The sequence below is a fragment of the Natronolimnohabitans innermongolicus JCM 12255 genome, assembly GCF_000337215.1.
GTDB lineage: Archaea > Halobacteriota > Halobacteria > Halobacteriales > Natrialbaceae > Natronolimnohabitans > Natronolimnohabitans innermongolicus.
In genome coordinates this window covers 42,043-66,380 of record NZ_AOHZ01000052.1, presented here as the reverse complement: position 1 = coordinate 66,380, position 24,338 = coordinate 42,043, and the positions used below count along the sequence as shown (strand labels likewise).

Here is a 24,338-nt window from a genome sequence, read left to right as displayed (position 1 = left end):
GTTCCGATACGTCGTTTCGAAACCGTCTTAGAGATAGTTAGATATTTCAATAACTGTTCTGAAGGCGTTATTCCGTTCGTCGAAACTATCGCTCCTCGAGTCGAACGGTTCCGTCACTGGACGGCTGTGGCGCCGATCGGCAACCGATTCCCGTCGGCGGTCGGTCGCGCGCGACGGATCACTCGCGGCGAGCGCAATCGCCTTGTACCGGCGGGCCTATCGGAGCGATATGAGCGAGCGAACAGCGACGCGTTCCCGCGAGACGGCCGAGACGACGATCGACCTCACCCTCGAGATCGACGGCGACGGCGAGGCCGACGTCGACACCGGCATCGGCTTTTACGACCACATGCTGACGTCGTTCGCCAAACACGGGCTGTTCGATCTGCAGGTCGATTGCGACGGCGACCTCGAGATCGACGACCACCACACCGTCGAGGACGTCGCGATCGTCCTCGGCGAGGCCTTCGACGAGGCGCTCGGCGATCGGTCGGGCATCGTCCGCTACGCGGATCGAAAGGTGCCCCTGGACGAGGCCGTCGCCAGCGCCGTCGTCGACGTCAGCGGCCGACCGCGATGCTACTTCGACGGAACGTTCTCGCAGGCCCGGATCGGCGACTTCACGAGCGATATGGCCCGTCACTTCGGCGAATCGCTGGCGATGAACGCCGGTCTGACAGTCCACCTCGAGGTCGTCAGAGGCGAAAACGCCCACCACGAGGTCGAGGCGCTGTTCAAGGCGCTCGCGCGGACGCTCGACGATGCGACCAGATTCGACGAGCGCCGTGAGGGAACGCCGAGTACGAAGGGAACGCTCTGACGCGCTGAGCGCGAAGCCGGGACAGCGGGTATCTACGGCCGTTTCAGCTTACCGCGGTTTTCGACGAACTCGCCGTCCTCGATCGCGTAGTCGATGATCTCGTCGACCTCCGGGTCCTCGAGGTCGTAGGCGCCGGCGGCGAGCGACGCGACGTCGCTGCGTTTCATCGGGAACTCCCGGTTCCGAAGGAGTCTGATGACCTTCCCGTAGGCCCGTGACGGCGGCGTTGCGGGCGGTTTATCGGCCGATTCGTCGGACGGTCCGTCGTCTTCGTCGCCGCCACGTTCGACCGTCTCGTCCGTCCCGTCGGTCTCGTCGTGTTCGGTTTCGTCCGAGTCGGCGGCGGACGGATCGGCGTCGTCAGCCGGCGACTCGTCCGCGTGTTCGAACGTGATTCCGCCCTCGAGTTCGACGGCGGGTGAAGGCGCATTCGAGGACGTCGGTTCGTCGCTGGGTTCGGTTCCGGCAGCCGTGTCGGCGTCCGGGTCGGCTCGTTCGGCGGGCGGCTGGCTCGAGTGGTCCGAGTGGTCCGAGCGGCTCGAGTGGACATCGTCCGAACGCGCTCGGGCGTCGGCCGAACGCTTGTTGGCCGATTCGTCGTCGGTCGACGCGTCGCCGTCGACGCCGGCGCGATCGAGCAGCGGTTCGAGAAGGTCACGCAGCGTCCCCTTGCAGTCGGGACAGAGAACGACGCGTCGCTGTTCGGCTTCGGTCGGCTCGAGTTCGGGCGGGACGATTTCGAAGGTGCCGACGGCGTCGGCCCCGCAAAAATCGCAGGTTCGGAGTTCGCGCATGCGATGGCGTACAGACTGGACCGGCAAAAATCGTCCGTCAGACGCGATCCGCGAGTCGGCCGGGACGCGAGTAACTGCACCGAACGGAATCAATCACCGAATGTTATAGGCAGGCTTGCGTACACTCCGTAACGAATGTTCGACGAAATCATGGAGAAGTTCGAGGGATCGCCGAGCCAGCAGGCGGTCATTCGACTCCTGCTCGAGCGCGGGTTCTCGGTCAACGACGACGGCCGAGTCGTCTCCGGCGGGATCGAGATCCCGAACACGGGAATCGCCCGCGAGATCGGCGTCGACCGTCGTGTCGTCGACTCGACGACCGACGTCATCCTCGAAGATCAGGAACTGCGCCGGATCTTCCAGAACATCTCGCAGGTGCCGAGCCTGATGGATCTGGCGCCGGTACTCGATCTGACGGTGCTGACGGTGACGCCGAACGACGCCGATCAGAAGGGGATCGTCGCCGGCGTGACGGGGACGCTCGCGGCCAACGACATCTCGATCCGCCAGACGATCAGCGAGGACCCCGAGTTCACCAACGAGCCACAGCTGTACCTGATCACCGACCAGGACCTCCCTGGCGAGGTGATCACCGAGATTCGCAACCTCGAGTTCGTCCGGAAGATCGAGTTACAGTAGCCCGAGTCGGCGGTCGTCGCTCGAGACGCTGGTGTTGCGGGTGGCGGTAGCTATTGACCAGGAGTACCGATAGCCAGTAGCAACAGGAATGGCCGCATCCGACCGATGTCAGCCGTCGACGGTCGCGTCGGATCAGGTGTCGTCGGTCGGAACCCCGTCCGCGTACTCGTCAAGAACGGTCGCAGTCGCCGTTGTGAGCTCCTTGAAGCGGTCCATCGACATGCCGTCGGTGGTCACCCAGACGCCGTGGGGGCCGCGAATAACCCGCGAGAGGTAGCCGTTCTCGAACATTCGAACCGTCGCCCGGTACTCGCCGAGCTGGGTGTTTCGGTAGGCGGACTGGGAGTGAAAGCCGAGACGCTCGTGGTCGGCGAATCCAACGAGGTCGGCCGTCTGGTCGAGGTCCGAACGGAGATAGATCTGTTCGACCTCGTCGTCGGTGAAGTACGTAATGCTTCGCAGTTCGTCGCCGACGGCGGTCCGGCTGACGCTAAGTAACTCCTCGGCGAGCGAGCGGTCGATAGTTTCTGTCTGCGGATCGTTCTCATCGCCCATACCACACTGCACCACATCGGGGCTCAAGAACGTATTGGATATCCGGAAATCGATACGTCGGTAGCGGCGGGACCGACGCGCTCTTTTTTCCACCGCGCGTACACCCGTGGACACGTGAGAGGAGAGTCCCCGTGAACGACACGTACCTGACCATTGCCGGGCCGGCCACCGCGGAGTTCGTCGTGCAGGGCTCGGAGTTCGTCGGCCGAATCCGGCCGGTCGAATCCGTCGACGAGGCCGAGGCGTTCGTCGACGCCGTCCAAACGGAGTACGCCGACGCCACCCACAACGTGCCGGCGTATCGGGTTCGCGTCGGAAGCGGCGGCGCCGCGGACGATGGAGCGTGCGGCGACGGTCCGGGAGCCAGCGCCGGCGGTCGATTCCTCCGCGAGTACTCGAGCGACGAGGGCGAACCCTCCGGTTCGGCCGGAAAGCCGGCGCTGAACGTCCTCACACAGCAGGATCTCGAGAACTGCGCGGTCGTCGTCACGCGGTACTACGGCGGGACCAACCTCGGCGTTGGTGGCCTCGTCCGGGCCTACTCCCGGGCGGTCAACGAAGCCGTCGAAAAAGCCGGCGTCGTCGAAGAACGACCCCACGAAACGGTCTCGATCACCGTCGAGTACGACGACTCCGGCACCGTCCGGGGCATCCTCGAGAGCGCGGGCCACGAGTTCGACGCCGCCTACGAGGCCGAAGTCTCCTTCGACGTCCGGGTCCCCCTCGAGGAGGCCGACGCGTTACGAGACCGACTGCGCAGCGCGACGAGCGGGCGGGTCGACCTCGAGTGATCGAGCGGCCGGCGGCGACGATAGGCACCGTCAGCGCAACGCGGCGCCCGCGATCCGTTCGTCGATCGCCTCGAGTACGCCGTCGGCGTCTTCGAGGGCGTCGCGCTCGAGGCGGACGTCCCGGAAGCCGCGGTCGAGGACGAGTTCGCCGTCGCGGAGCCGAACGTGGTTGATTTCGTCCCACGAGACGAACGTCTGCAGGAAGGGGCGTCGCTTGACGAGTCCGGAGTCGTAGACCTGTATTTCACAGCGATCACGCCCGGCGCCGAGCGACCACCGCCCTTCCGCGAGGCCGCTCGCGAGCCACATCACACCGAGCGTCAGCCACAGAAGCGCCGACTGCCAGTTACCGGTGGCCGCGTTGGCGGCGGCGAGAACGCCCCACAGCGCGCCGACGAGCAGATCCAGACGGAGCGAACCGGGCGGCTCCCACCGCCACGTCGCCGACGGTTCCCCGGCGGTGACCGAATCGACGTACCGGTTGCTGGCCACCTGAGACAGCAGTTGTCCCGTCGCGAACACGAGAAGCGTCGATACCAGTGCGACCGCTTCGGCGGCCGGATCGGACGAGACGAGCCAGATTCCGAAGAAGGGAAGCGACGGGGCGGCGGTCCCGAGCCGGTGACCACCCGTCCGTCCGAGTCGGGCAGGGAGCCGCGCGTCGACTCGCGCCAGGACGAATCCGCCGACGAACCCGGCGATGAAACCAGCCGCGTAGCTCCCGCTCAGACCCAGCGGCCCGCCGTCGAGCGGAATCGCGACCGCCGACGTGAGACCAGCCAGCAACACGCCGCCGTAGACGGCAGCAACGAGCGGGAAGGCCCAATCTTGGTTCGCGGACGCCGAATCGTCGCCCTCGAGCGACGCTGCGTCCGCCGCGTTTCGGCGTGACACGGGCGGAAATACCCGCGCTACTGATAAAATCCTAACGGGTTCTCGACAGGCAGCTGTACTGTCCGTCGGCGAATCGTTCGTCGTCGGGACGAGCGTCGCGGCTTCCGCGTCGCTGACTTATATAGCGTCGGGGCTCCGACTCGAGGTATGAACCGAATCGAAGCGGCCGACTACCGCGACCTCGTCGTCGCCGGCGCGCCGCGACTCTCGCCGGACGGCGAGCGCGTGGCGTTCGTCAGGAAGACGGCCGAGGACGACGAGTCCTACGGCGCGACGATCCACGTCGTCCCAGTCGGCGGCGACGAAGCGACGCAGTTCACCGCGAGCGCAGGTGTCGACGGCCAGCCCCGCTGGAGCCCCGACGGCGACTGGCTCGCGTTCGCCAGCACCCGCGGGGAAGGCGACCGCGAACAGCTCTGGGCCCTTCCGACCGACGGCGGCGAGGCGCGCCGACTCACGGCCGTCGTCGGCGGGATCGACGACCTCGAGTGGAGCCCTGACGGCTCGCGGCTGTGTTTCTCACAGCGGGTGACGGCCGCGGACCGCGAGAACGAGCGTGACCTGTCCGTCGACCCCGACTACGAGCGCGAGGAGCCCGATCCGCGCGTGATCGATCGCACGGTCTACCGCGCCGAGACGGAGTACTTCGACGGCCAGCGGCGCCACGTCTACGTCCTCGAGTTCGAGGCGGCGCTGTCGGATTCAGCGGAGTCAAACGGTGATACCGACGCGCTCGCTCGCGTCACCGACGGCGACGCCGATTACGTGAGCCCGACGTGGGGTGACGGCGAGACGCTTTACTACGCGACGAAGACCGGCGCGGATCCGGACGACTCGCTGCGCTACGAGGTGCTCGAGCACGACCTCGAGTCGGATCGCGCCGCGCCCGTCGCGGAAACGTCGGGCTGGCTCGGCTCGGGATCGATCGACGCCACCGCCGACAACCGCGTCGCCTTCGAGTACACGCCCGAGGAGCGGGCGTCGCTTCGCCAGACCGAGATCCGCGTTCTCGAGCCCGAAACGGGCGAGGTTCGGACCCCGACCGAACCGCTCGATCGGACGATCGGTGGCCGCTGTCAGTTCCGGTGGGCGCCAGACGGCGAGACGATCTACTTTACGACCCCCGACGAGGGCTCGCGCGTCTGCTGGACGGTTCCCGCCGACGCAAGCGCCGAACCAACGCGGATCTACGGAGAGGGCGGAACGATCGCCGAGTTCGACGTCGGCGAAAACGCCGTCGCGTACGTCGAAAGCGAGTGGGACCACCCCGGCGACGTGGTCGTGACCACCCGCGGCGGGAACGAACCCCACCGACTGACGCGCGTCAACGGCGATTACCTCGCGGATCGCCCCGTTCGCCGGCCCGAGGAGGTGTGGTTCGAGGTCGACGCCGGGGCGGGTGGCGCCGGAGCCGGCGACGACGGCGAACGCGGAGCCGACGAGGAGACCACCGAGATCCAGGGCTGGCTCCTGACGCCGCCGGAGTTCGACGCCGACGCCTCGCCCGGCGAGACGTACCCCCTGATCGTCGAGATCCACGGCGGCCCGCACGCCCACTGGACGACCGCGGGGACGATGTGGCACGAGTTCCAGACGCTCGCCGCGGCCGGCTACGTCGTCTTCTGGTGCAATCCGCGGGGATCGACGGGTTACGGCGAAGAGCACGCGACCGCCATCGAAGGCGACTGGGGCGCGGTCACGCTGACCGACGTTCTCGCCGGCCTCGAGACCGTCTGCGAGCGCGAGTACGTCGACGACGAGTCGGCGTTCGTCACCGGCGGCAGCTTCGGCGGCTTCATGACCGCCTGGGCGGTCACGCAGACCGATCGGTTCGAGGCGGCCGTCGCCCAGCGCGGCCTCTACGACTTCACCAGCTTCTACGGCTCGAGCGACGCCTTTCAGCTACTCGAGGGCGACTACGGAACGACGCCGTGGGACGATCCCGAAGCCCTCTGGGAGCAGTCCCCCGCCGCCCACGTCGAGAGCGTCGACACCCCGACGCTGCTCGTCCACGCCGACCGGGACTACCGAACGCCCGCGAACACGGTCGAATTGTTCTACCGCGGCCTGCGGAAACACCGCGTCGACACCCGGCTGGTACGGTATCCACGGGAGGGCCACGAACTCTCGCGCTCCGGCGAACCCGCCCACGTCGTCGACCGCCTCGAGCGAATCGTGCGCTGGTTCGACGGCTATTCTGAGTATCGGGACGTGGCACCCGCACTCGAGCGCGACCGCGGGGCGGGGCTCTCGAGTGCGGGCGAGCGGGGACGCGACGGTGGCGACGCAGACGGCGACGAGTAACCGCGCTCGAGTGGAAGCGAAGGGGTCAGTCAGCGCCGAGAGGGATGGGGTGACTCGAGTTCGACCGGAAACGAAGGGGTTCGGGCCGGACGGAGCGACCGAACGTGATCGGTGCAGGGAAACCGATACGTGGCTCCCGACCGTTCGCGACGGCATGGACAGGAACGTCGGCGGAATCGATCGCATCTGGCGGATCGTCGCCGGAGTGGCGCTGCTCGTCTACGGCTACCGGAACCGGGATCGAACGGTCGGCACGCTCGCGTTCGTCGCCGGCAGCGACGTCTTCGCGACCGCGGTCATCCAGCGCTGTCCGCTAAACGCGCTGTTCGGGATCAACACCTGTGGCGTCGAGGGCGAGGATTAGCGCGCCCTCGTCACCCGCGCGCCCGGTTACATTCTCGTTCGACGAGTAGAGTCGTTCGACGAGCGTACCCGCCTGGAGTTGTAGCGCTCGAAGACTGTGCTCCGCGCTACGCGACGGGCAAAGAGTGGACGAGCGCACCGCCGAATATCCTGAGGGGCAGCGCGCCGAGGAGCAGACTCAGGAGGAGTCCGAGAACGGTTCGTTGGACGCGGGCTTCGTACTCGTCGAGTTCGTCCCCATCCGTGAACGCGATCTGGAGCGCGCGGACCGGCCGCTCGAGCAGGGGTGGTTCGTCGTCGGCCGCTCGGTGGCGTTTCAGCCGCCGCTGTTGGCCGACGGACCAGAGCGCGTATCCGAACATCGACAGCGATGCGGCGGCGAGCGAGCACAGCAGCGCCCAGACGCTGATCGCGTTCGCCGTCGGCTGAACGACGGCAATTTCGACGATTGCAGCGACGATGGAGAGCGTAGCGGCGAGAACGGACAGGAGCGTCGCTCTGGTGAAGAGTCCGGCCACGTCGGTTGGATTCAGGAAGTACTCCCGCCACGTGTCGTGGTCGGTCCGCGATTGGTGTTCGGGTGTCTCCTCGGCGACCCACAGCCGAAGGCCCATAGCGATCTGACACGTTCTCGAGAAAAATATGTGTTCCGACTACTGCTCGAGTCGCCAACGCTGTGGCGACTACTCGTCCGGGTCGTACGCCACGGCATCGTCTTCGGCTGGCGGCGCGCCGACGGCGATGACCTCGAGCGTCTCGTCGGCGTCGTCGGGGTTGTACGCCCGGTGTGCCGACTCGGGCTGGGCCGCGAACAGTTCGCCCTCGCCGACCTCGAATTCGCCGTCAGGCGTCTCCACGTGGAGGGTTCCGGCGGTGACGACGAACGCCTCCTCCTGTTGCTCGTGGTAGTGATACGCCAGCGGCAACTGCTCGCCCGGCTCCGCGCGGAACCGGTTGATCGCAACGTGTTCCAATCCGGCGGCGTCGCTCAGCCGGCGGAGATCACAGGGTCGGTTCTCGACCGCCTCGAGTTCGTCGGGATCGACGACGCTGTAGTCCATACCGTCGCGTCTGCGCGGATCGGCAAAAAGTCGACGGGAACGAATCGGGGACCGGTTCAGGTCGTCCGGAACGCCCGGTCGCCGGCGTCGCCCAGCCCGGGGACGATGAAGCCGTCGTCGTCGAGGCGGTCGTCGATCGAGACCGTCAGCAGGTCGGCCTCGGGGCACTCGTCGTCGACGCGGAGCAGCCCTTCGGGCGCGGAGACCGCCGAGAGGACGATCAGGTTCTCCGGCTCGGGCGAGTTCTCGATGACGTGATCGAGGACGGTACACATCGTACTCCCCGTCGCGAGCATCGGATCGGCGACGATCACGGTGTCTTCCTCGTGGATCTCGGGGAGTTTGACGTAGTCGACGGTGATCGGGAACGAGCCGTCGTCGTCGCGGCCGGCCTCCTCGTCGCGGCTGGCGCTGATGACGCCCTGTCGAGCGCGGGGGAACGCCTTCAGCAGTCCCTCGACGAACGGCGTCGCCGCACGAAGCACGTTGATGATGACGACGTCGTCGAGCCCGCGGACGCGCTCGCCCATCGTGGGCTCGAGGGGCGTCTCGATCTCGACGTACTCGGTCTCCATCCGGCCGTCGATGATCTCGTAGCCGCAGATGCGGCCGAGTTTCACCAGCCCTTTCCGGAAGCTGACCTGCTCGGTTTCGACGTCCCGCAGCCGCGAGAGCGTGTCCTTTGCCAGCGCGTGGGTGACGAGATAGGCTTCGTCCCGGTTTTCGATCGGCATACTCCTACTGGCCGTCGCCGGATAGTTCACAGTATCGATCAGCCGCGAGTGCGGGGCGGACAACCGAGCCACCCAGTCACACTCGACGACGCCGAGACTCGAGGACGACGAGGACGGTCGAACCCGACCGGAAGCGGTCGAATCCGGTCGATCCGCCCCCTCGAAACGGCCTGCGGTGGATGGCGGAGAAGTTTATAGCAATCGCCCTCCTACCATCCGGCCAGCCGAATGGAAGAGAGCATTTCGGGATTCAAGGTCCGCGGCGACTGGGGCGACATCGTCGAACACGGCGAGCGCATCACGCGCGCCCTCCGAGACGCCGGCGTCCACGACCCCGAATCGTCGGCCGACGCCCGATTCACCCGCGCCTTCGAGGAGTGGGAAGAGTGGCGGCCGAAGGCCCACGAGACCCTCGAGACGGACGTCAGCGAAAAGACTGCCGACCAGGCGAGCGTCGAGGAAGGCAAAGGCGAGAAAGCCGGCAAAAACCCCGACGAGGACATCAAAACCGCCGGCGAAAAGCTCTCCGAGTCCTACGAACGACTCGAGGAGGACGACGCCGGCGCGGCGATGGACAACTGGAAGGAGTCGATCGACTACGTCGCGCGCGCGGCCGACTCAGCGGGTCGAAAGGCGCTGCGACGGGTCGAGGACACGGTCTACCAGAACGTGATGACGCAGCTGGCGCCGTACTACTTCGACAACGAACTCATCAGCGCCAACGTCCAGCAGGCCGCGCGCAACGGCGACAACGGCGAGCAGTTCGTCTTCGAGGTCAACGTCAACGACGACGTCCTGAAAGACGACGTCTCGGAGTTGCTCTCGGAGTACGAAGACGAGATCGACCGCTGGCACGTCGGCGTCGAGAAGGACACCGACGCGGCCGAAGCGATCGAGGGCGCCGAACCGCCGCCGGAGCCCGAGGACAATTCGAAGTCGACGACGAACTGACGAGCGTCGATTCGACGAGCCGTCGACCGCTGTCGGCGCTCGAGTCGAGCGTCGAAGGCGGCACACACTTGTAGGGCTAGCTGGTAAGCCGGGATAGAGACAGAGAGATGGTGGAGATTGCGACGATTGCGACGTTTCTGGTTGCCGCAGTCGCCAGTCTGTTTATGGCCTGGGCGATCGGCGCCGGCTCGAGCGGATCGACGCCGTTCGCTCCCGCGGTCGGCGCGAACGCCATTTCGGTGATGCGAGCGGGCTTTCTGGTCGGCATTCTCGGCTTCGCCGGCGCGGTCTTACAGGGGGCGAACGTCTCCGAGGCGGTCGGGGCGGACCTGATCGGCGGCGTGACCCTGTCGCCGATGGCGGCGACGATCGCGCTGGTGATCGCAGCCGGGCTGGTCGCGATCGGCGTCTTCGCAGGGTATCCGATAGCGACGGCGTTTACGGTCACGGGGGCGGTCGTCGGCGTCGGGCTGGCGATGGGCGGCGATCCGGCGTGGCCGAAGTACGTCGAAATCGCGACGCTGTGGATTCTGACGCCGTTCGTCGGCGGCGGCCTCGCCTACGCCATCGCACGACTGCTCAGGGCGGAACCGGTCGCCGAAGAGTATCTGATCATCGCGCTTGCGGCGTTCGTCGGCGTGCTGGTCGCCAACATCGAGTTCGCGATCCTCGGCGGCGAGGACGCCGGCGGCGACTCGATCGCCGGCGCGACGAGCGGCTGGATTCCCGGTCCCGAACTCGTCGGAATCGTCGTGATGACGGCGCTGATCGCCGCGCTCTGGGCGATCGTCGTCGGCGCCGATCTACGGATCGGTATCGAGCGCGGCGAGCGACACTTCCTGCTCATCCTGGGCGGCCTGGTCGCCTTCTCGGCGGGCGGCAGCCAGGTCGGGCTGGCCGTCGGACCGCTGATTCCCCTCTCGGGTGACGTCGGCCTGCCGCTGCTCGCCTTGCTCGTCGGCGGCGGCTTCGGCCTGCTGCTCGGCTCGTGGACCGGCGCACCGCGGATGATCAAAGCGATCTCGCAGGACTACTCCTCGCTCGGGCCGCGGCGCTCGATCGCCGCGCTCATCCCGTCGTTCATGATCGCCCAGACGGCCGTCCTCTACGGCATTCCGGTCTCGTTCAACGAGATCATCGTCAGTTCGATCATCGGCAGCGGCTACGCCGCGGCGGGCGCCGGCGGCGGCGTCAGCGCCCGCAAGATGGGCTTTACCGTCCTCGCGTGGGTGCTCTCGCTCGCCGGCTCGATCGTCATCGCTTTCTCGGGCTTCTGGCTTTTCGATACGCTGCTCTTCTGAGCGAGCCAGGAGCCGAACACCTGCGAGTCGTCCGACGGACGAACACCGAACAGGCTTTACACGATCGGTGGCCAGATTCAGTATGGACGAGGACGCGCCCGCGGACACACCTGGTTCGGAGACGATTCAGTGGCGCCGCGACGCCTCGACGTCTCGGACCGTTCGGCTCCTGTGGTCGCTCGGCGTCGGCACCTTCTTCGCCGCGATCACGATCATCGTCTTCTGGCGGCTGTACGATTTCGCCGCACAGGGTGATCTCGGCATCGTCGTCGTGGCCTTCTTCGCCGCGGCTATCGCGACCATCTTCGCGGTGGCGATAACCGGCACCACCGAGGCTCAGCTAACGGCGCTCGCCCAGCGCCTGCCCATCAGCGAACCGTCCGACAACGTCGCAGAGCGCGTGACGGACGCCGCGCTCGGGACGATCGCGATGATGGCGGTCATGGGCTCCCTGATGGCCGTCGGCCGATACGTCTCGCAGCGAGAACTCCTCGAGGTCGGCGCCGGGCCGTTTACCGGCCTGGCCGCGCTGTTGATCCCGCTCGCGCTCGTCGCGCTCGTGCTCTCGTCGTTCCTGCGATCGGTCGGCGCGCTCGACCGCGAGGAGGGTGCGATCTACCTCTACGATCCCGATCAGGCGATCGACCTGCGCGTCGTGCGAGACGTTTCGGCGCGCCGGCTCGGCGACGCGACGATCCTGAAACTCGAGTACGCCCAGCCCGACGGCCAGTACGTCGCCGGCCCGCGGCGGATCGTCGTCCCGCCGGAGGTCGCAAGCGAGTTGCAGTCGATGGTCGAGCGGAGACCGACGGCCTAAAACCGCCATTCCGAACGGTCGTACGCGGTTTTGCGACCGACGCACTGCTTTTCATACTGTCGGACAGCAGTCAGTGCGACGTCGGTCGCGAACGTCCAGCCGTCTCAGAAGGCGACGGCCGAATTCGAGCGACCGATCGTCGAATAGTGCTGTCTGGCAGTATCAACGCCGACAGAAGCCAGCGCAGTCCTCGGAGCCGACGACCGCAGTCCCGAGTACGACGGAGAGACCGATGACTCGAGCGAAACAGTCGGCCACGGTAAGACGGCCTCGAGTCATACGGAGTGCGGTACCGATGTCCCGGCGCAACCGCGACCCGGCGGCGGTTGCGCCGGAAACGACGGACAGGAAACCGTATCAGTCGCCGAGCGAGCCGTTGGTGAATCGCGTTCAATGATGGGACTCGAGGAACGCCTCGAGTTCCGACTCGACGCCCGACGGCGTCTGGTACTCGAGGACGTCGACGGCGGCGTTGCCCCGGATCATCGCGGAGAGGTCGTGGGCCGAGTCGGGCCGGTAGAGACAGCAGACGGGTTTCTCCCAGGCGACCGCGCGGCCGACCTCGTAGCCGACGCCCAGGCTGGGCGTGGTCACCTCGGCGACCACGACGTCGGCCCGGCGAAGCCACTCGAGGTCCTGATCGTGGATCTCGCGGTCGCTGAGGTCGACCGCTTCCTCCCGCTCTTCGACGTCTGCGGTGCCGACGTGTTCGGTGAGAACCGTTCCGTGGCGCTCGAGGGCGTCGATCAGGTCGGCGTACAGCGCGGCGTCGTCGCGGCCACCCCGAATCGAGCCGGCGAAGTAGATGTCCATGCCGGATTCCTGTAGCAGCGGTACAATGAGCGTTTCTGTCCGGGGTGCACTCGAGCGCACCGTCCGTCGATCGGGGGTCGGCGTCTGACGAGCGCGCCTCGAGCCTACTCGAGGACGCCGTCGCCGACTGCCGTCCCGGACTGTCGTCGCTCGAGGACCAGCACGTACCGCGTCAACGAGCGGTGCACTCGACGTTCGAACGCGGCCGCGAGTTCCCAGCCGGCGGCCCTGGCCTCGGCGGCCCACGATCGATCGGCGATCACGACCGCTCGCGGGGCGACGCGGCGGGCCTCCGCTAACGCTCCGGACACCAGATCCTCGAGGCGGTGGGTCTCGATCTTCGACTGGCGGCCGTAGGGCGCGTCGAAGACGACGCCGTCGACGGCGTCGTCGGGGAGGGGCAACCGCGTTCCGTCGCCGCGGGCGACGTGCCAGTCCCCGCGGGCGACGCCGGTAGGCGACGGCTCGTCGGGGTCGAGAAAGTGCGCGAGGTTCTCGCGTGCGCCCGCGACCATCTTCCGCTGGGCGTCCGTCCCGATCACGTCCGCGCCGACGAGACCGGCCTCGACGAGGCCGCCGCCGGTGCCACACATCGGATCCAGAATCGTCGCGCCGGGGCGGGCACCAGCGACGTTCGCGGCCGCGCGGGCGAGCAGCGGATCCATGCTGCCGGGCTGGAAGAACGGTTTGTCCGTCGGCGCGCGGTCGCCGAAATCCCGGACGCTCTCTGCCTCGAGCCAGCCGAGCGCACAGACCGAAACCCGTTCCTCGAGTCCCTCGTCGCCTTCGTCGCCCGCCGGGGCGGCGAAGAGGTCGCCCGTCGCCGCGTCGGCCTCGAGGGCGCCGCCGGTTTCGAGCGCTCCCTCGGAAAACACCGCGCGCAGCACGTGGTCGGGGTCGTCGAGGTCGACCGAAAAGCCCTGATCTACCAGGATCTGACCCAGTTCACGCTCGGCCGTCCCGGTGCTGACGCCGCTCGATCCGTGGACGTCGGTCGCGCGCACGGCCACGGTTCCGTCGGGGTCGCGCTCGAGGGCGGCGGCCGCGAGGAGCGCTCGCGCGCTCGCGACGTCGGCGTCGGTACGTCCGAGGAGTTCGCTCGCGCGGTGGGTGTAGGCGAGTCCGCGGACGCGCTCGGGGGCGATGGCGTCCGCCACGGCGACGCCGGGGGCGATCCGTTCGACGCCGGTCGCGGCGCTCGCCGCCTCGCGAGCCGCGAACGCGTCGTCCTCGCCGCCTAGCTCGAGCAGGTACACGCTCGTAGCTCATCGCCGGAGCGGCTATGAGCCTACCGCTTCGGCGTCGCGATCGCCGTCCGTTCGCTTATCGTCAGGCGATCCCCGATTCGTTTAAAACCAGCAGTCAGCCTGTAACCCCCGACGAACCAACCGATACCAATCTTCCGGAGCCATCGTATATACCGGATATATCAGGTGGCGGTACTAACCTTTATAAACCTTAAATACGTCTTTTTAAGCGACTTATGACGGATCCCAAGGACACCATCAACATCGAAAACGTGGTGGCGTCGACCGGCATCGGGCAGGAACTCGATCTTCAGAGCGTCGCGATGGACCTCGAGGGCGCGGACTACGATCCGGAGCAGTTCCCCGGTCTCGTCTACCGCACCCAGAACCCCAAGTCGGCCGCACTGATCTTCCGTTCGGGGAAGATCGTCTGCACCGGCGCAAAGAGCACCGACGACGTCCACGAGAGCCTGCGCATCGTCTTCGACAAACTCCGCGAACTGCAGATCCAGGTCAACGAAGACCCGGAGATCGTCGTCCAGAACATCGTCACCTCCGCCGACCTCGGTCGCAACCTCAACCTCAACGCGATCGCGATCGGACTTGGCCTAGAGAACATCGAGTACGAGCCAGAACAGTTCCCCGGCCTCGTCTACCGTCTCGACGAACCCGAGGTCGTCGCGCTGCTGTTCGGCTCCGGGAAACTCGTTATTACCGGCGGCAAGAAGCCCGAGGACGCCGAACACGCCGTCGACAAGATCGTCTCTCGGCTCGAGGATCTCGGCCTGCTCGAGTAGCGCCACCCGTTTCGACCGCGCCGCGGTACCGGCTTCGGGGCCGTGACTCGGTCTCGCGTTCGTCGCCGCCGTCGAGTGGACGGTCACCCCGACGCTGACGGTTTCGTGCGGTAGCAAGAGCAACAGTTCTCCGCTTCTCTGCGCGTCCGATCTGAGCGTCTCGCGTGTGCAGCGACGGCGACGCTCCGTCGACGACGGCGAGGTCGCGGCCGCTCGCCGAGAACGGTCCCGAATCGTTCACGCCCGTCGAGCGTCGCTTGCACCGGATTCTGAATCGTTTATCGCCGGGTGAACGATCTTGAGTGGGCTAAATTGTACTCGAGCGTTCGGAACGACTGCCCCGGTTTATTCGATAGCTTCACTGAGAGTCAGGTATCCATGACGATCCACACCGATCGGCTGACGAACGCGTCCGACCGTCGGGGTCGCCGCGGAACCGACCTGCCTGCGACGTTCGTCGACGATTCCATTCCGACGGCGGCCGTCCGCCGGCTGCTTTCGAACGAGCGCCGTCGGGCGGTCGTGGACGCCCTGCTCGAGACCGACGAACCGCTCGCGATCCATCAGCTGGTCGCGAGACTCGCCGACGCGGAACACGACGCGACCGCAGTGACGTCGCTGCACGAACTCCGCCAGCGCATCCACGTGTCGCTGTGTCGGACTCACCTGCCGCTGCTCGAAAATCACCGCGTCGTCGACTACGATCCCGAAAACGGCCGCGTCACACCGGGTGCGCGGCTCTCGGCGGTCGGCTCGCTGCTCGAGGTCGATCTCGACGGACTCGAGTGACGGAACGCGTCCGAGCGGGAAATCGAATGTTACTCGACGAGTCGTTCGATCTCGGTCACGAGAATATCGCTCGCGCCGGCGCGTTTGACCTCGGTGATCGTCTCGAAAACGTCGCGTTCGTCGACGACGGCGTGGACGGCTACCATGCCGTCTTCGTCGGTGTCCTCGCTCTCACCTTCACCCTCGCCCTCGCCCCCACCAGCGATGTCCATCACCGTCGGCCCGCCCATTCCAGGGATGACGTCGCGAACGTCGTCGAGTTTCGACTGGGGCACGTTCATCATCAGGTAGCGTTTCCCCTCGGCCTGCTTGACCGAAGCCAGTGCGGTCCGGACCTCGTCGACCTTCGGATCGTCGAGGACGTCCTCGCGACCGAACAGGCGGACGGAACTCGACAGAACGTCGTCGACGACCGCGAGGCGGTTCATTTTCAGCGTCGTCCCCGTACTCGTGATGTCGACGATCGCGTCGGCCATCTCGACGTGCGGGGTGAGTTCCGTCGCACCCGACACCTCGACGATGTCCGGCGACACGCCGGTGTCGGCGAAGAAGTTCCGCGTAATGTTCGGAAACTCCGTGGCGATCGTTCCGCCCTCGAGGTCGTCGATCCCCTCGATGTCGCCGTCCTCGGGCGCCGCGAGCACGAGGCGACAGCGCCCGAACTCGAGGTCGAGCAGTTCTTCGACGGCGTCGACGCCGGCCTCGCAGACCTGATCGTAGCCCGTGATGCCCAGATCCGCGGCGCCGTCGGCGACGTACTCGGGAATGTCCGCCGCGCGGGCGAACAGGACGGAGACGTCCGGATCGACGGTGTCGGCGTAGAGTTTCCGGTCGGCACCGTTCTCGAGATGGAGCCCCGCCCGCTCTAAGAGGTCGATCGTCGGCTCGTGCAGGCGGCCCTTATTGGGAACGGCGATTCGCATGGTTTCAGTTGAGCATCGGTGGGGAATTGTCTTTTCATCTCTCGCAACTCGTCAGGGTGTGTCACGTGGACACAAAAGGCACAATCTTCAGGTAACCCCTCGTCGTACGGTCGAACCGATGGACGAGGAACCGTCGAATCCAGAGTCGCCGGACGACGCGGCCGAGTCGCGACGCTCGCTGTCGGCGTTCCAACGGGACGCGACGGTCACCGACGGCGGACTCCGGGAGCAATTCGACCGCGAGTGGCCCGACTGCTGGGCCGACGCGGCCGCCCTGCTCGAGTGGGCGGAGCCCTACGACGAGATCCTCGAGGACGACGACGCGCCGTTTTACCGCTGGTTCGTCGGCGGCCGGCTCAACGCCGCCGAGAACTGCGTCGATCGTCACCTCGAAGCCGGCCGGAAGAACCAGGTCGCGCTCCGCTGGGAGGGCAAACGCGGTGAACGGCGGACGTACACCTACCACGACCTCCACCGCGAGGTGTCGGCCGTCGCCGCCGCGCTCCGCGACCTGGGCGTCGAGGAAGACGACGTCGTCACCTGCTATCTGCCGAAACTGCCCGAACTGCCGATCACGATGCTGGCCTGCACTCGAATCGGCGCGCTGCACAACGTCGTCTTCGCGGGCTTTGCCCCCGACGCGCTCGTCGAACGGATGGCCGGCACCGACTCGAGCGCGCTCGTCACCTGCGACGGCGCGTTCCGGGAGGGAACCGCGGTCAACCAGAAGCGTAAGGCCGACGCGGCGCTGGCCGAACTCGAGGCGACGGTGCCGACGATCGTCGTCGACCGGCTCGGGCCCGAAAACGAGACGCGACTCGGGCCGGAGCAGTACGACTACGGGACGCTGGTCGAGCGCTTCGACGGCGCGGACGTCCCGCCGGTTCCGCGGGCGGCGACCGATCCGCTCTTTCACATCCACACGTCGGGGACGACCGGCGAGCCCCAGCGGATGACCCACGCGACCGGCGGCTACCTCGCCGGCACCGCGTGGACGAGTCGGACCGTCTTCGACCTCTCGCCGGGAGACACGTACTGGTGTACGGCCGATCTGGGCTGGATCACCGGCCACTCCTACGTCGTGTACGGGCCGCTTTCGCGGGGCGCGACGGTCGTCCTCGCGGAGGGGAGCTTGCGCTACCCCGACCGCCACCGACCCTGGGAGATCATCGAGCGAAACGGCGTCGAGGTGTTCTATACGACTCCCGGCGTGATCCGGACGTTCATGAAGTGGGGCGAGTCGTTTCCCGCCGAACACGACCGCTCGTCGCTGCGACTGCTCGGCACCGTCGGCGAGCCGATCGGCCCCGACACCTGGGAGTGGTATCACACCCACGTCGGCGACGGACGCTGTCCGATCGTCGACACCTGGTGGCAGACCGAAACTGGCGCCATCTTGCTGTCGACGATCCCCGGCGTCGACGAGACGAAACCCGGCGCCGCGGGGCCGCCGCTTCCCGGAGTCGAGGCGGCGGTCGTCGACGCCGACGGCCGGGAACTGCCGCCGGGCGAACCCGGCTACCTGACGCTTACGAAGCCGTGGCCGTCGATGCTCTCGCCGCTCGAGGGCGACCGCTACTGGGTCCTCGCGGAGTACTGGCAGCAGTTCTCCGACCGGCGGGCCGACACCTGGCGCTACTTTACCGGCGACCGCGCCGTCGTCGACGAGGACGGCTACGTGACGATCATCGGCCGCGCCGACGACGTCGTCACGGTCGGCAACCGACGGCTCGGAACCGCCGAACTCGAGGCCGCGATCACCGCGGTCGACGGCGTCACCGAGGCCGCCGCCGTCGCCGGGAGCGCCGGCGGAGATACCGACCTCTACGTCTTCGCGACGGCCGCACAGGAGCGTACGGACCGCGACCGACTCCGCGGCGCGATCCGGGACGCCGTCGTCGAGCGCGTCGGGCGGTTCGTCGAACCGGCGGCCGTCGTCTTCACGCCGGAACTGCCCGAAACCCACTCCGGGAAGACCATGTATCGCGTCCTCGAGTCGATCGTCGACGACGCGCGGCTCGAGGACACGGAGCCGCTTCGGAATCCGGCGATCGTCGGCGAACTCGAGACGCTGTGGGAATCGGGGTGAGCCGCGGTCGTGGTCGTGGTCGTGGTCGCGGGTGCTCGGGGCGGGCGGACCGTTCAGACCGATAGCTCAGCGCGCCGGAGTAGCTGGGCGTTGACCGCCACGATCACCGTGCTCGCGGACATGAGCACTGCTCCGACCGCGGGCGAAAGCAAGAGTCCGACCGGCGCGAGGATCCCCGCTGCGAGCGGGAGGGCGAAGACGTTGTACCCCGCGGCCCAGACGATGTTCTCCTGCATCTTGCGGTAGCTCTTCTTGCTGAGTCGGACGAGGCTCGCGACGTCCCGCGGATCGTTCTCGACCAGCACCACGTCGGCCGACTCGACGGCGACGTCGGTCCCCGAGCCGATGGCGATGCCGACGTCCGAACGCGTCAGCGCGGGGGCGTCGTTGACCCCGTCGCCGACCATCCCGACGAGGTGACCACGATCCTGCAGTTCCACGATCTTCTCGTCTTTGTCCTCAGGTAGTACCTCCGCGAAGACGGTGTCGATACCGAGTTCGTCGGCGACGCTGTGAGCCACGTCGGCGTCGTCGCCGGTCAGCATCGCTACCTCGACGCCCATCCCGTGGAGCGCGTCGATGGCCTCGACGCTCTCGTCGCGGATCACGTCCGCCAGCGCGACCGCGCCGACGACCGACTCGTCACAGAGCACGTAGACGACGCCGTCGCCGCGCTCGCCGGCCGCGTCGGCGAAACGCTCGAGGTCGGCGCCGGGGTCGATCTCGAGGTGGCGCAACAGATTCGGGCCGCCGACGGAGGCGGTGTGGCCGTCGCGGTCGCTCGGGTCGGCGCCGTCCGATCCGCCGGCGTCGGTGCCGATCACGGCCGGCGTCGCGTCGCGTTCGATCGTCGCCCGGACCCCCCGTCCCTCGAGCGCCTCGAACTCGCGGACGTCGGGGACCGAGAGCCCGCGTTCGGCGGCCTCCTCGCGGATGGCCTGGGCGATCATGTGTTCGGAGTCGCCCTCGACGGCGGCCGCGAGCGTCAGGACGTCGCCCTCGTCCCAGTCGTCGGTGGCCGCGATTTCGACGACGCCCTGCTCGCCCTCGGTGAGCGTCCCGGTCTTGTCGAAGACGACGGTGTCGAGATTGCGGGCCTGTTCCATGGCGATTCGGTCGCGAACGAGCATGCCGTTGCGAGCGGCCATCGACGTGTTGATCGCGACCACGAGCGGGACGGCGAGTCCCAGCGCGTGCGGGCAGGCGATGACGAGTACGGTGACGACGCGCTCGACGACGGGAAGGCCGAAACCCACGGCGACGGTCCAGGCGACGGCGGTCACGGCCGCGACGCCGAGCGCGGCGTAGAAGAGCCAGCCCGCGGCCCGATCGGCCAGCACCTGCGTCCGCGAGCGGCTCTCCTGGGCCTCCTCGACCAGCCGCATGATCCCCGAGAGCGTCGTCTCCTCGCCGGTTGCTGCGACGCGGACGCGCAGGCTCCCGTCGCGGTTGGTCGTCCCGCCGATCACCTCGTCGCCGGGCGCTTTTTTGACCGGCGCGGACTCGCCCGTGATCATCGCCTCGGTGACGTTCGACTCGCCCTCCTCGACGACGCCGTCGGCCGGAACGTTCGAACCGGGTCGGACGAGGACGAGGTCGTCCGCCTCGAGGTCGTCGATCGGAACGGCCTCGGTATCACCGGCCTCCGTGATCCGCTCGGCCGTTTCGGGCAGCAACTCGGCGAGTTCGTCGAGCGCGCCCGACGCGCGCCTGACGCTGCGCATCTCGATCCAGTGACCCAGCAGGAAGATGACGATCAGCGTGACGAGTTCCCAGAAGAACGGCTCGCCGACGTCGAAGGCGGCCGCCGCGACGCTGTAGACGAACGCGACGGTGATTGCGAGCGAGATCAACAACATCATCCCGGGCTCGCGGTTTCTGGCTTCGACCGCACCCATCCGGAGGAACGGGATCCCCCCGTAGGCGAAGACGACGACGCCGAGGACGGGTCCGACGAACTCGCTTCCCGGGAACGTCACGGCGGTGAAGCCGAACCAGTCCTGCAGCATCGGACTGTAGTACAACACCGGTACCGAGAGCACGAGACAGACGAAAAACCGTCGTCTGAACATGTCCTCGTGGTCGGAGTGATCGACGTGATCGCCGTGGTCGTGCGCCGCTTCGTGCTCGGCGCGGTTGGACTCCTCGCGCCGTTCGTCCGGCTTCTCGTCTGGCTCCGGCGCGTCTCGATAGCAGTCGCACACCCGACAACACGAGCAGTAGCCGTCCGTCGGCTTCGCGCCGTCGTCGCGTGATTCCGCGCCGTCGTCGCCGTGGCGGTGTTCAGACTCGCTCATCGATCCCGCTCACCTCGTCCGAATCGCCGTCGTCGTTTCTCGACCGCTTCGCTCGAGCGGTAAACGAGACGCGTCGCGCCTCGAGCGGGGGATCCGCCCGCCGTCCCGTGGGCCTGCAAAGCGCCCGATACACGAGCGTCGCCGCTGCGAGCGGATTCGTTCGCTGGATCGAGTCGACGGTTGTCATCGCGTGTCAATTGTTTCCGTACCGTCATAGTACTCACCCACAGTTCCAGCGCGCCGGTGGTTCGACCCGCTCGAGTCGGATCCAGAGAGCCCATACCGGCCACCACGACGGTGACCACGGTCACGCCGTCCGCCACCGGAGAGCACTACACCGGTGACCGCGACGACACCGACCACGGTGTCGGCGATCGCGGCTGCTAACGACGATCCGGTTTCGACCGGCGACCGGTCCCTCCGGAGCGCCTGCCGCGAGAGCCGAATCGCACCGCTGTAGTGAGAGCGATAATTTATATGAAATTCCTGGGAAGCGGGACGGTGTTCCGCCGCGATTCGAGCCTCGGTTCGGATACGTCGCAAGAATCTCTCCACCCACTTTGGTTTCAAAGGTCTCTCCCTGAGACGTTCCACCTTTCAAAGCCACAACCCGCTTGAACGTGTATCCCGTATCTACACACATGACTACGAGACGAGCGCACCTCGAGATCACCGGCATGTCGTGTTCGACGTGTTCGGGGACCGTCGAGGACGCGGCGGCGGATCTCGAGGGCGTCGAGTCGGCGAGCGCGAACTACGCGACCGACGAGGGGACGGTCGAGTACGACCCCGAAACCGTCTCGCTGGCGGCGATTTACGACGCCATCGACGACGCCGGCTACGAGGCCGCCTCGGTGACCGAGACGCTGACGATCATGGGAATGTCGTGTTCGACGTGCTCGGGGACCGTCGAGGACGCGGTCACCGACCTCCCGGGTGTGATCCGCGCGGACGTCAACTTCGCGTCCGACGAGGCCCGCGTCGAGTACAACCCGAACGACGTCTCGCTGGCCGAGATCCACGCGGCCGTCGAGGAGGCCGGCTACGATCCCGTCCGCGACGAGGGCGAGGAAACGCAAGGCGCGAGCCAGCGCGAACGCGCCGTCGAGACGGAACTGCGGCGTCAGTGGCGACTGGTCCTCGGCGGCGGACTGCTCACGCTGCCGTTCGTCCCGATGATGGTCGAGATGCTGTTCGACCTCGCGGGCGTCGCCTCGCCGATTCCCGCGGCGATCGCCCACCCGCCGGGCTGGCTCGAGTTCGTCCTCGCGACGGTCCTGATGGCGACGCTCGGCAGGGAGTTCATCGTCGGCGCCTGGCGGGCGTTCTCGCGCAACCGCACCGCGAACATGGACACGCTCGTGGCCGTCGGTACGTCCGCGGGCTACGTCTACAGTACGGCGGTGCTCGCAGACGCCGTCACCGGCGGGCTCTACTTCGAGGCCGTCGCGTTCATCCTGTGGTTCATCACGCTCGGCAACTGGCTCGAGGTCCGCTCGAAGGCCCGGGCCGGCAACGCCCTGCGCGAACTCCTCCAGATGGAGGCCGACGAGGCCACGATCATCGAAGACGGAGACGAGAAACAGGTGCCGCTCGAGGACGTCGCCGTCGGCGACGTGATGAAGGTCCGGCCGGGCGAGCGGATCCCGACCGACGGCGTCGTCCTCAAGGGCCAGAGCGCGGTCGACGAGTCGATGCTGACCGGCGAGTCCGTCCCCGTCGAGAAAGGGGAAGGCGACGAGGTCGTCGGCTCGACGATCAACGAGAACGGCGTCCTCCTCGTCGAGGCGACGAAGGTCGGCTCCGAGACGGCGATCCAGCAGATCGTCGACCGAGTTAAGGAGGCCCAGTCGCGCCAGCCCGAGATCCAGCGGCTGGTCGACACGGTCAGCGCCTACTTCGTCCCCGCGGTGATCATCAACGCCGCCCTCTGGTCGCTCCTCTGGTTTCTCTTCCCCGAGACACTCTACGGCGCGTCCGCCGCGCTCGGAAGCTGGATCCCGATCCTCGAGCCCGTCGGCGGCGGCCCCGTCGTCGGCGGCGTACCCGTCCTCGAGTTCGCCGTCGTCGTCCTCGCCTCCGCACTGTTGATCGCCTGTCCCTGCGCGCTGGGGCTGGCGACGCCCGCGGCGACGATGGTCGGCTCGACGCTCTCCGCGACCAACGGCGTCCTGTTCAAGGGCGGCGACGTGCTCGAGCAGGTCCGCGGCGTCGACACCGTCGTCTTCGACAAGACGGGAACGCTGACCCACGGCGAGATGACGCTGACGGACGTCGAACTCGTCGGGGAGCGGACGGCGACGGACGGCGGCGATACCGCAGCGGACGGCGGTCTCCTGACCGACCGCGAGGAGGACCTCGCGTCGCACGTCCTGGGCGCCGCCGCAACCGCCGAATCCGGCTCCGAACATCCCATCGCGCGGGCGATCGTCGACGGCGCCGAGGACCGCGGCGTCGAGGTCGGTGACGTCAGCGAGTTCGAGAACGTCCCCGGCCACGGCATCCGCGCCGAAACCGACCGCGGGAGCGTCCTGGTCGGCCGCCGAAAGCTCCTCGAGGACGCGGGGATCGATACCGAACCCGCCGAGGAGACGCTCTCGCGACTCGAGCGCGAGGGGAAGACGGCGGTTCTGGTCGCGGTGGACGGCGGTGAGCGATCCTCGACGAACGGCGAGTTCGACGTCCCGTTGCTTGGCGTGCTCGCGGTGGCCGACGAGGTCCGCGAGAGCGCGAAAGAGACGGTCGCCGCCCTCCACGAGCGCGGAACGGAGGTCGTGATGCTCACCGGCGACAACGGCCGGACCGCGAGGGCGGTCGCCGAGCAGGTCGGGATCGACCCCGAGAACGTCCGCGCCGAGGTGCTACCAGAGGACAAGGCCGACCACGTCGAGGACCTGCAGAAAGACGGCGCTCGAGTCATGATGGTCGGCGACGGCGTCAACGACGCCCCCGCGCTCACCACCGCGCAGGTCGGCGTCGCCATCGGCTCGGGGACCGACGTCGCCATCGAGTCGGCCGACGTCACCCTGATGCGCGACGATCCCGCGGACGTCCTCAAGGCCGTCCGCATCTCCGAGGCGACCATCTCGAAGGTCCGACAGAACCTGTTCTGGGCCTTCATCTACAACGCGACGCTGATCCCCATCGCCTCGCTCGGCCTGCTCAACCCCGCGCTGGCCGGGTTGGCGATGGCCGCCTCGAGCGTGAGCGTGATGACGAACAGCCTCTCGTTCGCCACGTACGACCCCCACGAGGACTACCGGCCGATCGCGTTGCGGCCGCTCGAGTGGGTGCGGTAGAACGCGGTTCGACGGGTGACGACCGCCGAAACCGACGAAACGGTCGGTGAGATCAGCCGG

Annotated in this window: 23 protein-coding genes; 12 read left to right on the top strand and 11 right to left on the bottom strand. The window is 67.4% G+C overall.

What is annotated here, in order from left to right:
• Positions 1 to 229 precede the first annotated feature (229 nt).
• Entirely contained in the window at positions 230 to 820 is a 591-nt protein-coding gene (gene hisB, locus C493_RS11795) for an imidazoleglycerol-phosphate dehydratase HisB (RefSeq protein ID WP_007259668.1), read from the top strand.
• Between the two features lie 32 nt (positions 821 to 852).
• Here the strand turns inward: hisB and C493_RS11790 are convergent, their stop codons facing one another.
• Positions 853 to 1,614: a hypothetical protein gene (locus tag C493_RS11790; RefSeq protein ID WP_007259667.1), complete on the bottom strand. Its 762-nt coding sequence runs from the start codon at positions 1,612 to 1,614 to the stop codon at positions 853 to 855.
• 135 nt (positions 1,615 to 1,749) lie between these two features.
• On the opposite strand from C493_RS11790, the gene C493_RS11785 reads away from it, so the two are divergent.
• Positions 1,750 to 2,253, top strand: a complete 504-nt coding sequence (locus C493_RS11785) for a hypothetical protein (protein ID WP_007259666.1) — start codon at positions 1,750 to 1,752, stop codon at positions 2,251 to 2,253.
• A 132-nt stretch (positions 2,254 to 2,385) separates the two neighbouring features.
• Here the strand turns inward: C493_RS11785 and C493_RS11780 are convergent, their stop codons facing one another.
• A complete protein-coding gene (locus tag C493_RS11780; RefSeq protein ID WP_007259665.1) occupies positions 2,386 to 2,808 on the bottom strand; it encodes a DUF7522 family protein in 423 nt (140 codons plus the stop codon).
• A 131-nt stretch (positions 2,809 to 2,939) separates the two neighbouring features.
• Here C493_RS11780 and C493_RS11775 point away from each other — a divergent pair, with 131 nt between their 5' ends.
• Positions 2,940 to 3,599, top strand: a complete 660-nt coding sequence (locus C493_RS11775) for an IMPACT family protein (RefSeq protein ID WP_007259664.1) — start codon at positions 2,940 to 2,942, stop codon at positions 3,597 to 3,599.
• A 30-nt stretch (positions 3,600 to 3,629) separates the two neighbouring features.
• Here C493_RS11775 and C493_RS11770 read toward each other — a convergent pair whose 3' ends face one another.
• Positions 3,630 to 4,493 (bottom strand): hypothetical protein, encoded by an 864-nt coding sequence (locus C493_RS11770; RefSeq protein ID WP_007259663.1) that lies wholly within the window; start codon positions 4,491 to 4,493, stop codon positions 3,630 to 3,632.
• Positions 4,494 to 4,640: 147 nt separating this feature from the next.
• On the opposite strand from C493_RS11770, the gene C493_RS11765 reads away from it, so the two are divergent.
• The gene (locus C493_RS11765) at positions 4,641 to 6,797 is read left to right on the top strand and encodes a S9 family peptidase (RefSeq protein WP_007259662.1); all 2,157 of its coding nucleotides are present in this window, start codon (positions 4,641 to 4,643) and stop codon (positions 6,795 to 6,797) included.
• A 154-nt stretch (positions 6,798 to 6,951) separates the two neighbouring features.
• Complete coding sequence (locus tag C493_RS11760; protein WP_049889329.1) at positions 6,952 to 7,161, top strand: YgaP family membrane protein; 210 nt, start codon at positions 6,952 to 6,954, stop codon at positions 7,159 to 7,161.
• A 106-nt stretch (positions 7,162 to 7,267) separates the two neighbouring features.
• Here the strand turns inward: C493_RS11760 and C493_RS11755 are convergent, their stop codons facing one another.
• The 3 genes from C493_RS11755 to upp all read right to left on the bottom strand — a co-directional run bounded on the left by C493_RS11755 (position 7,268) and on the right by upp (position 8,955).
• Complete coding sequence (locus tag C493_RS11755) at positions 7,268 to 7,774, bottom strand: hypothetical protein (protein ID WP_007259660.1); 507 nt, start codon at positions 7,772 to 7,774, stop codon at positions 7,268 to 7,270.
• Between the two features lie 69 nt (positions 7,775 to 7,843).
• A complete protein-coding gene (locus C493_RS11750; RefSeq protein ID WP_007259659.1) occupies positions 7,844 to 8,221 on the bottom strand; it encodes a cupin domain-containing protein in 378 nt (125 codons plus the stop codon).
• 56 nt (positions 8,222 to 8,277) lie between these two features.
• Positions 8,278 to 8,955, bottom strand: a complete 678-nt coding sequence (upp, locus tag C493_RS11745) for a uracil phosphoribosyltransferase (protein WP_007259658.1) — start codon at positions 8,953 to 8,955, stop codon at positions 8,278 to 8,280.
• A 228-nt stretch (positions 8,956 to 9,183) separates the two neighbouring features.
• On the opposite strand from upp, the gene C493_RS11740 reads away from it, so the two are divergent.
• The 3 genes from C493_RS11740 (at position 9,184) to C493_RS11730 (ending at position 12,024) form a co-directional block, all read left to right on the top strand.
• Positions 9,184 to 9,906 (top strand): DUF5828 family protein, encoded by a 723-nt coding sequence (locus C493_RS11740; protein ID WP_007259657.1) that lies wholly within the window; start codon positions 9,184 to 9,186, stop codon positions 9,904 to 9,906.
• Positions 9,907 to 10,013: 107 nt separating this feature from the next.
• The gene (locus tag C493_RS11735) at positions 10,014 to 11,207 is read left to right on the top strand and encodes an inorganic phosphate transporter (RefSeq protein ID WP_007259656.1); all 1,194 of its coding nucleotides are present in this window, start codon (positions 10,014 to 10,016) and stop codon (positions 11,205 to 11,207) included.
• A gap of 82 nt (positions 11,208 to 11,289) precedes the next feature.
• Positions 11,290 to 12,024 (top strand): hypothetical protein, encoded by a 735-nt coding sequence (locus C493_RS11730; RefSeq protein WP_007259655.1) that lies wholly within the window; start codon positions 11,290 to 11,292, stop codon positions 12,022 to 12,024.
• A 390-nt stretch (positions 12,025 to 12,414) separates the two neighbouring features.
• Here the strand turns inward: C493_RS11730 and C493_RS11725 are convergent, their stop codons facing one another.
• Positions 12,415 to 12,837, bottom strand: a complete 423-nt coding sequence (locus tag C493_RS11725) for a nucleoside 2-deoxyribosyltransferase (protein WP_007259654.1) — start codon at positions 12,835 to 12,837, stop codon at positions 12,415 to 12,417.
• Between the two features lie 104 nt (positions 12,838 to 12,941).
• A complete protein-coding gene (locus tag C493_RS11720; protein ID WP_007259653.1) occupies positions 12,942 to 14,093 on the bottom strand; it encodes a methyltransferase domain-containing protein in 1,152 nt (383 codons plus the stop codon).
• A gap of 227 nt (positions 14,094 to 14,320) precedes the next feature.
• On the opposite strand from C493_RS11720, the gene C493_RS11715 reads away from it, so the two are divergent.
• Together C493_RS11715 and C493_RS11710 are read left to right on the top strand one after the other, a co-directional pair.
• Positions 14,321 to 14,881, top strand: coding sequence for a TATA-box-binding protein (locus C493_RS11715; RefSeq protein WP_006671604.1), 561 nt, complete (start codon positions 14,321 to 14,323; stop codon positions 14,879 to 14,881).
• A 378-nt stretch (positions 14,882 to 15,259) separates the two neighbouring features.
• On the top strand, positions 15,260 to 15,670 hold the full coding sequence (locus C493_RS11710) for a DUF7344 domain-containing protein (protein ID WP_007259652.1): 411 nt from the start codon (positions 15,260 to 15,262) through the stop codon (positions 15,668 to 15,670).
• A 29-nt stretch (positions 15,671 to 15,699) separates the two neighbouring features.
• Here the strand turns inward: C493_RS11710 and hisG are convergent, their stop codons facing one another.
• A complete protein-coding gene (hisG, locus tag C493_RS11705) occupies positions 15,700 to 16,593 on the bottom strand; it encodes an ATP phosphoribosyltransferase (RefSeq protein WP_007259651.1) in 894 nt (297 codons plus the stop codon).
• Positions 16,594 to 16,711: 118 nt separating this feature from the next.
• Between hisG and C493_RS11700 the strand changes: the two genes are divergently transcribed.
• Positions 16,712 to 18,682, top strand: coding sequence for an acetate--CoA ligase (locus tag C493_RS11700; protein ID WP_007259650.1), 1,971 nt, complete (start codon positions 16,712 to 16,714; stop codon positions 18,680 to 18,682).
• 53 nt (positions 18,683 to 18,735) lie between these two features.
• Here C493_RS11700 and C493_RS11695 read toward each other — a convergent pair whose 3' ends face one another.
• Together C493_RS11695 and C493_RS11690 are read right to left on the bottom strand one after the other, a co-directional pair.
• Positions 18,736 to 20,979, bottom strand: a complete 2,244-nt coding sequence (locus tag C493_RS11695) for a heavy metal translocating P-type ATPase (RefSeq protein WP_007259649.1) — start codon at positions 20,977 to 20,979, stop codon at positions 18,736 to 18,738.
• Positions 20,966 to 21,166, bottom strand: a complete 201-nt coding sequence (locus C493_RS11690) for a hypothetical protein (protein ID WP_007259648.1) — start codon at positions 21,164 to 21,166, stop codon at positions 20,966 to 20,968. Before C493_RS11690 ends, C493_RS11695 begins: the two co-directional genes overlap by 14 nt.
• Before the next feature lie 454 nt (positions 21,167 to 21,620).
• Between C493_RS11690 and C493_RS11685 the strand changes: the two genes are divergently transcribed.
• Positions 21,621 to 24,278 carry a heavy metal translocating P-type ATPase gene (locus C493_RS11685; RefSeq protein WP_049889325.1) on the top strand — a complete coding sequence of 886 codons (2,658 nt, stop codon included), beginning with the start codon at positions 21,621 to 21,623 and terminating at the stop codon, positions 24,276 to 24,278.
• Positions 24,279 to 24,338 lie beyond the last annotated feature (60 nt).

What these genes read in the sequence shown, in the direction of transcription:
- hisB (WP_007259668.1), top strand. Translation starts at nt 230, where the DNA reads ATGAGCGAGCGAACAGCGACGCGTTCCCGCGAGACGGCCGAGACGACG.
- C493_RS11790 (WP_007259667.1), bottom strand. Translation starts at nt 1,614, where the DNA reads ATGCGCGAACTCCGAACCTGCGATTTTTGCGGGGCCGACGCCGTCGGC.
- C493_RS11785 (WP_007259666.1), top strand. Translation starts at nt 1,750, where the DNA reads ATGTTCGACGAAATCATGGAGAAGTTCGAGGGATCGCCGAGCCAGCAG.
- C493_RS11780 (WP_007259665.1), bottom strand. Translation starts at nt 2,808, where the DNA reads ATGGGCGATGAGAACGATCCGCAGACAGAAACTATCGACCGCTCGCTC.
- C493_RS11765 (WP_007259662.1), top strand. Translation starts at nt 4,641, where the DNA reads ATGAACCGAATCGAAGCGGCCGACTACCGCGACCTCGTCGTCGCCGGC.
- C493_RS11760 (WP_049889329.1), top strand. Translation starts at nt 6,952, where the DNA reads ATGGACAGGAACGTCGGCGGAATCGATCGCATCTGGCGGATCGTCGCC.
- C493_RS11755 (WP_007259660.1), bottom strand. Translation starts at nt 7,774, where the DNA reads ATGGGCCTTCGGCTGTGGGTCGCCGAGGAGACACCCGAACACCAATCG.
- C493_RS11750 (WP_007259659.1), bottom strand. Translation starts at nt 8,221, where the DNA reads ATGGACTACAGCGTCGTCGATCCCGACGAACTCGAGGCGGTCGAGAAC.
- upp (WP_007259658.1), bottom strand. Translation starts at nt 8,955, where the DNA reads ATGCCGATCGAAAACCGGGACGAAGCCTATCTCGTCACCCACGCGCTG.
- C493_RS11740 (WP_007259657.1), top strand. Translation starts at nt 9,184, where the DNA reads ATGGAAGAGAGCATTTCGGGATTCAAGGTCCGCGGCGACTGGGGCGAC.
- C493_RS11735 (WP_007259656.1), top strand. Translation starts at nt 10,014, where the DNA reads ATGGTGGAGATTGCGACGATTGCGACGTTTCTGGTTGCCGCAGTCGCC.
- C493_RS11730 (WP_007259655.1), top strand. Translation starts at nt 11,290, where the DNA reads ATGGACGAGGACGCGCCCGCGGACACACCTGGTTCGGAGACGATTCAG.
- C493_RS11725 (WP_007259654.1), bottom strand. Translation starts at nt 12,837, where the DNA reads ATGGACATCTACTTCGCCGGCTCGATTCGGGGTGGCCGCGACGACGCC.
- C493_RS11715 (WP_006671604.1), top strand. Translation starts at nt 14,321, where the DNA reads ATGACGGATCCCAAGGACACCATCAACATCGAAAACGTGGTGGCGTCG.
- C493_RS11710 (WP_007259652.1), top strand. Translation starts at nt 15,260, where the DNA reads ATGACGATCCACACCGATCGGCTGACGAACGCGTCCGACCGTCGGGGT.
- hisG (WP_007259651.1), bottom strand. Translation starts at nt 16,593, where the DNA reads ATGCGAATCGCCGTTCCCAATAAGGGCCGCCTGCACGAGCCGACGATC.
- C493_RS11700 (WP_007259650.1), top strand. Translation starts at nt 16,712, where the DNA reads ATGGACGAGGAACCGTCGAATCCAGAGTCGCCGGACGACGCGGCCGAG.
- C493_RS11695 (WP_007259649.1), bottom strand. Translation starts at nt 20,979, where the DNA reads ATGAGCGAGTCTGAACACCGCCACGGCGACGACGGCGCGGAATCACGC.
- C493_RS11690 (WP_007259648.1), bottom strand. Translation starts at nt 21,166, where the DNA reads ATGACAACCGTCGACTCGATCCAGCGAACGAATCCGCTCGCAGCGGCG.
- C493_RS11685 (WP_049889325.1), top strand. Translation starts at nt 21,621, where the DNA reads ATGACTACGAGACGAGCGCACCTCGAGATCACCGGCATGTCGTGTTCG.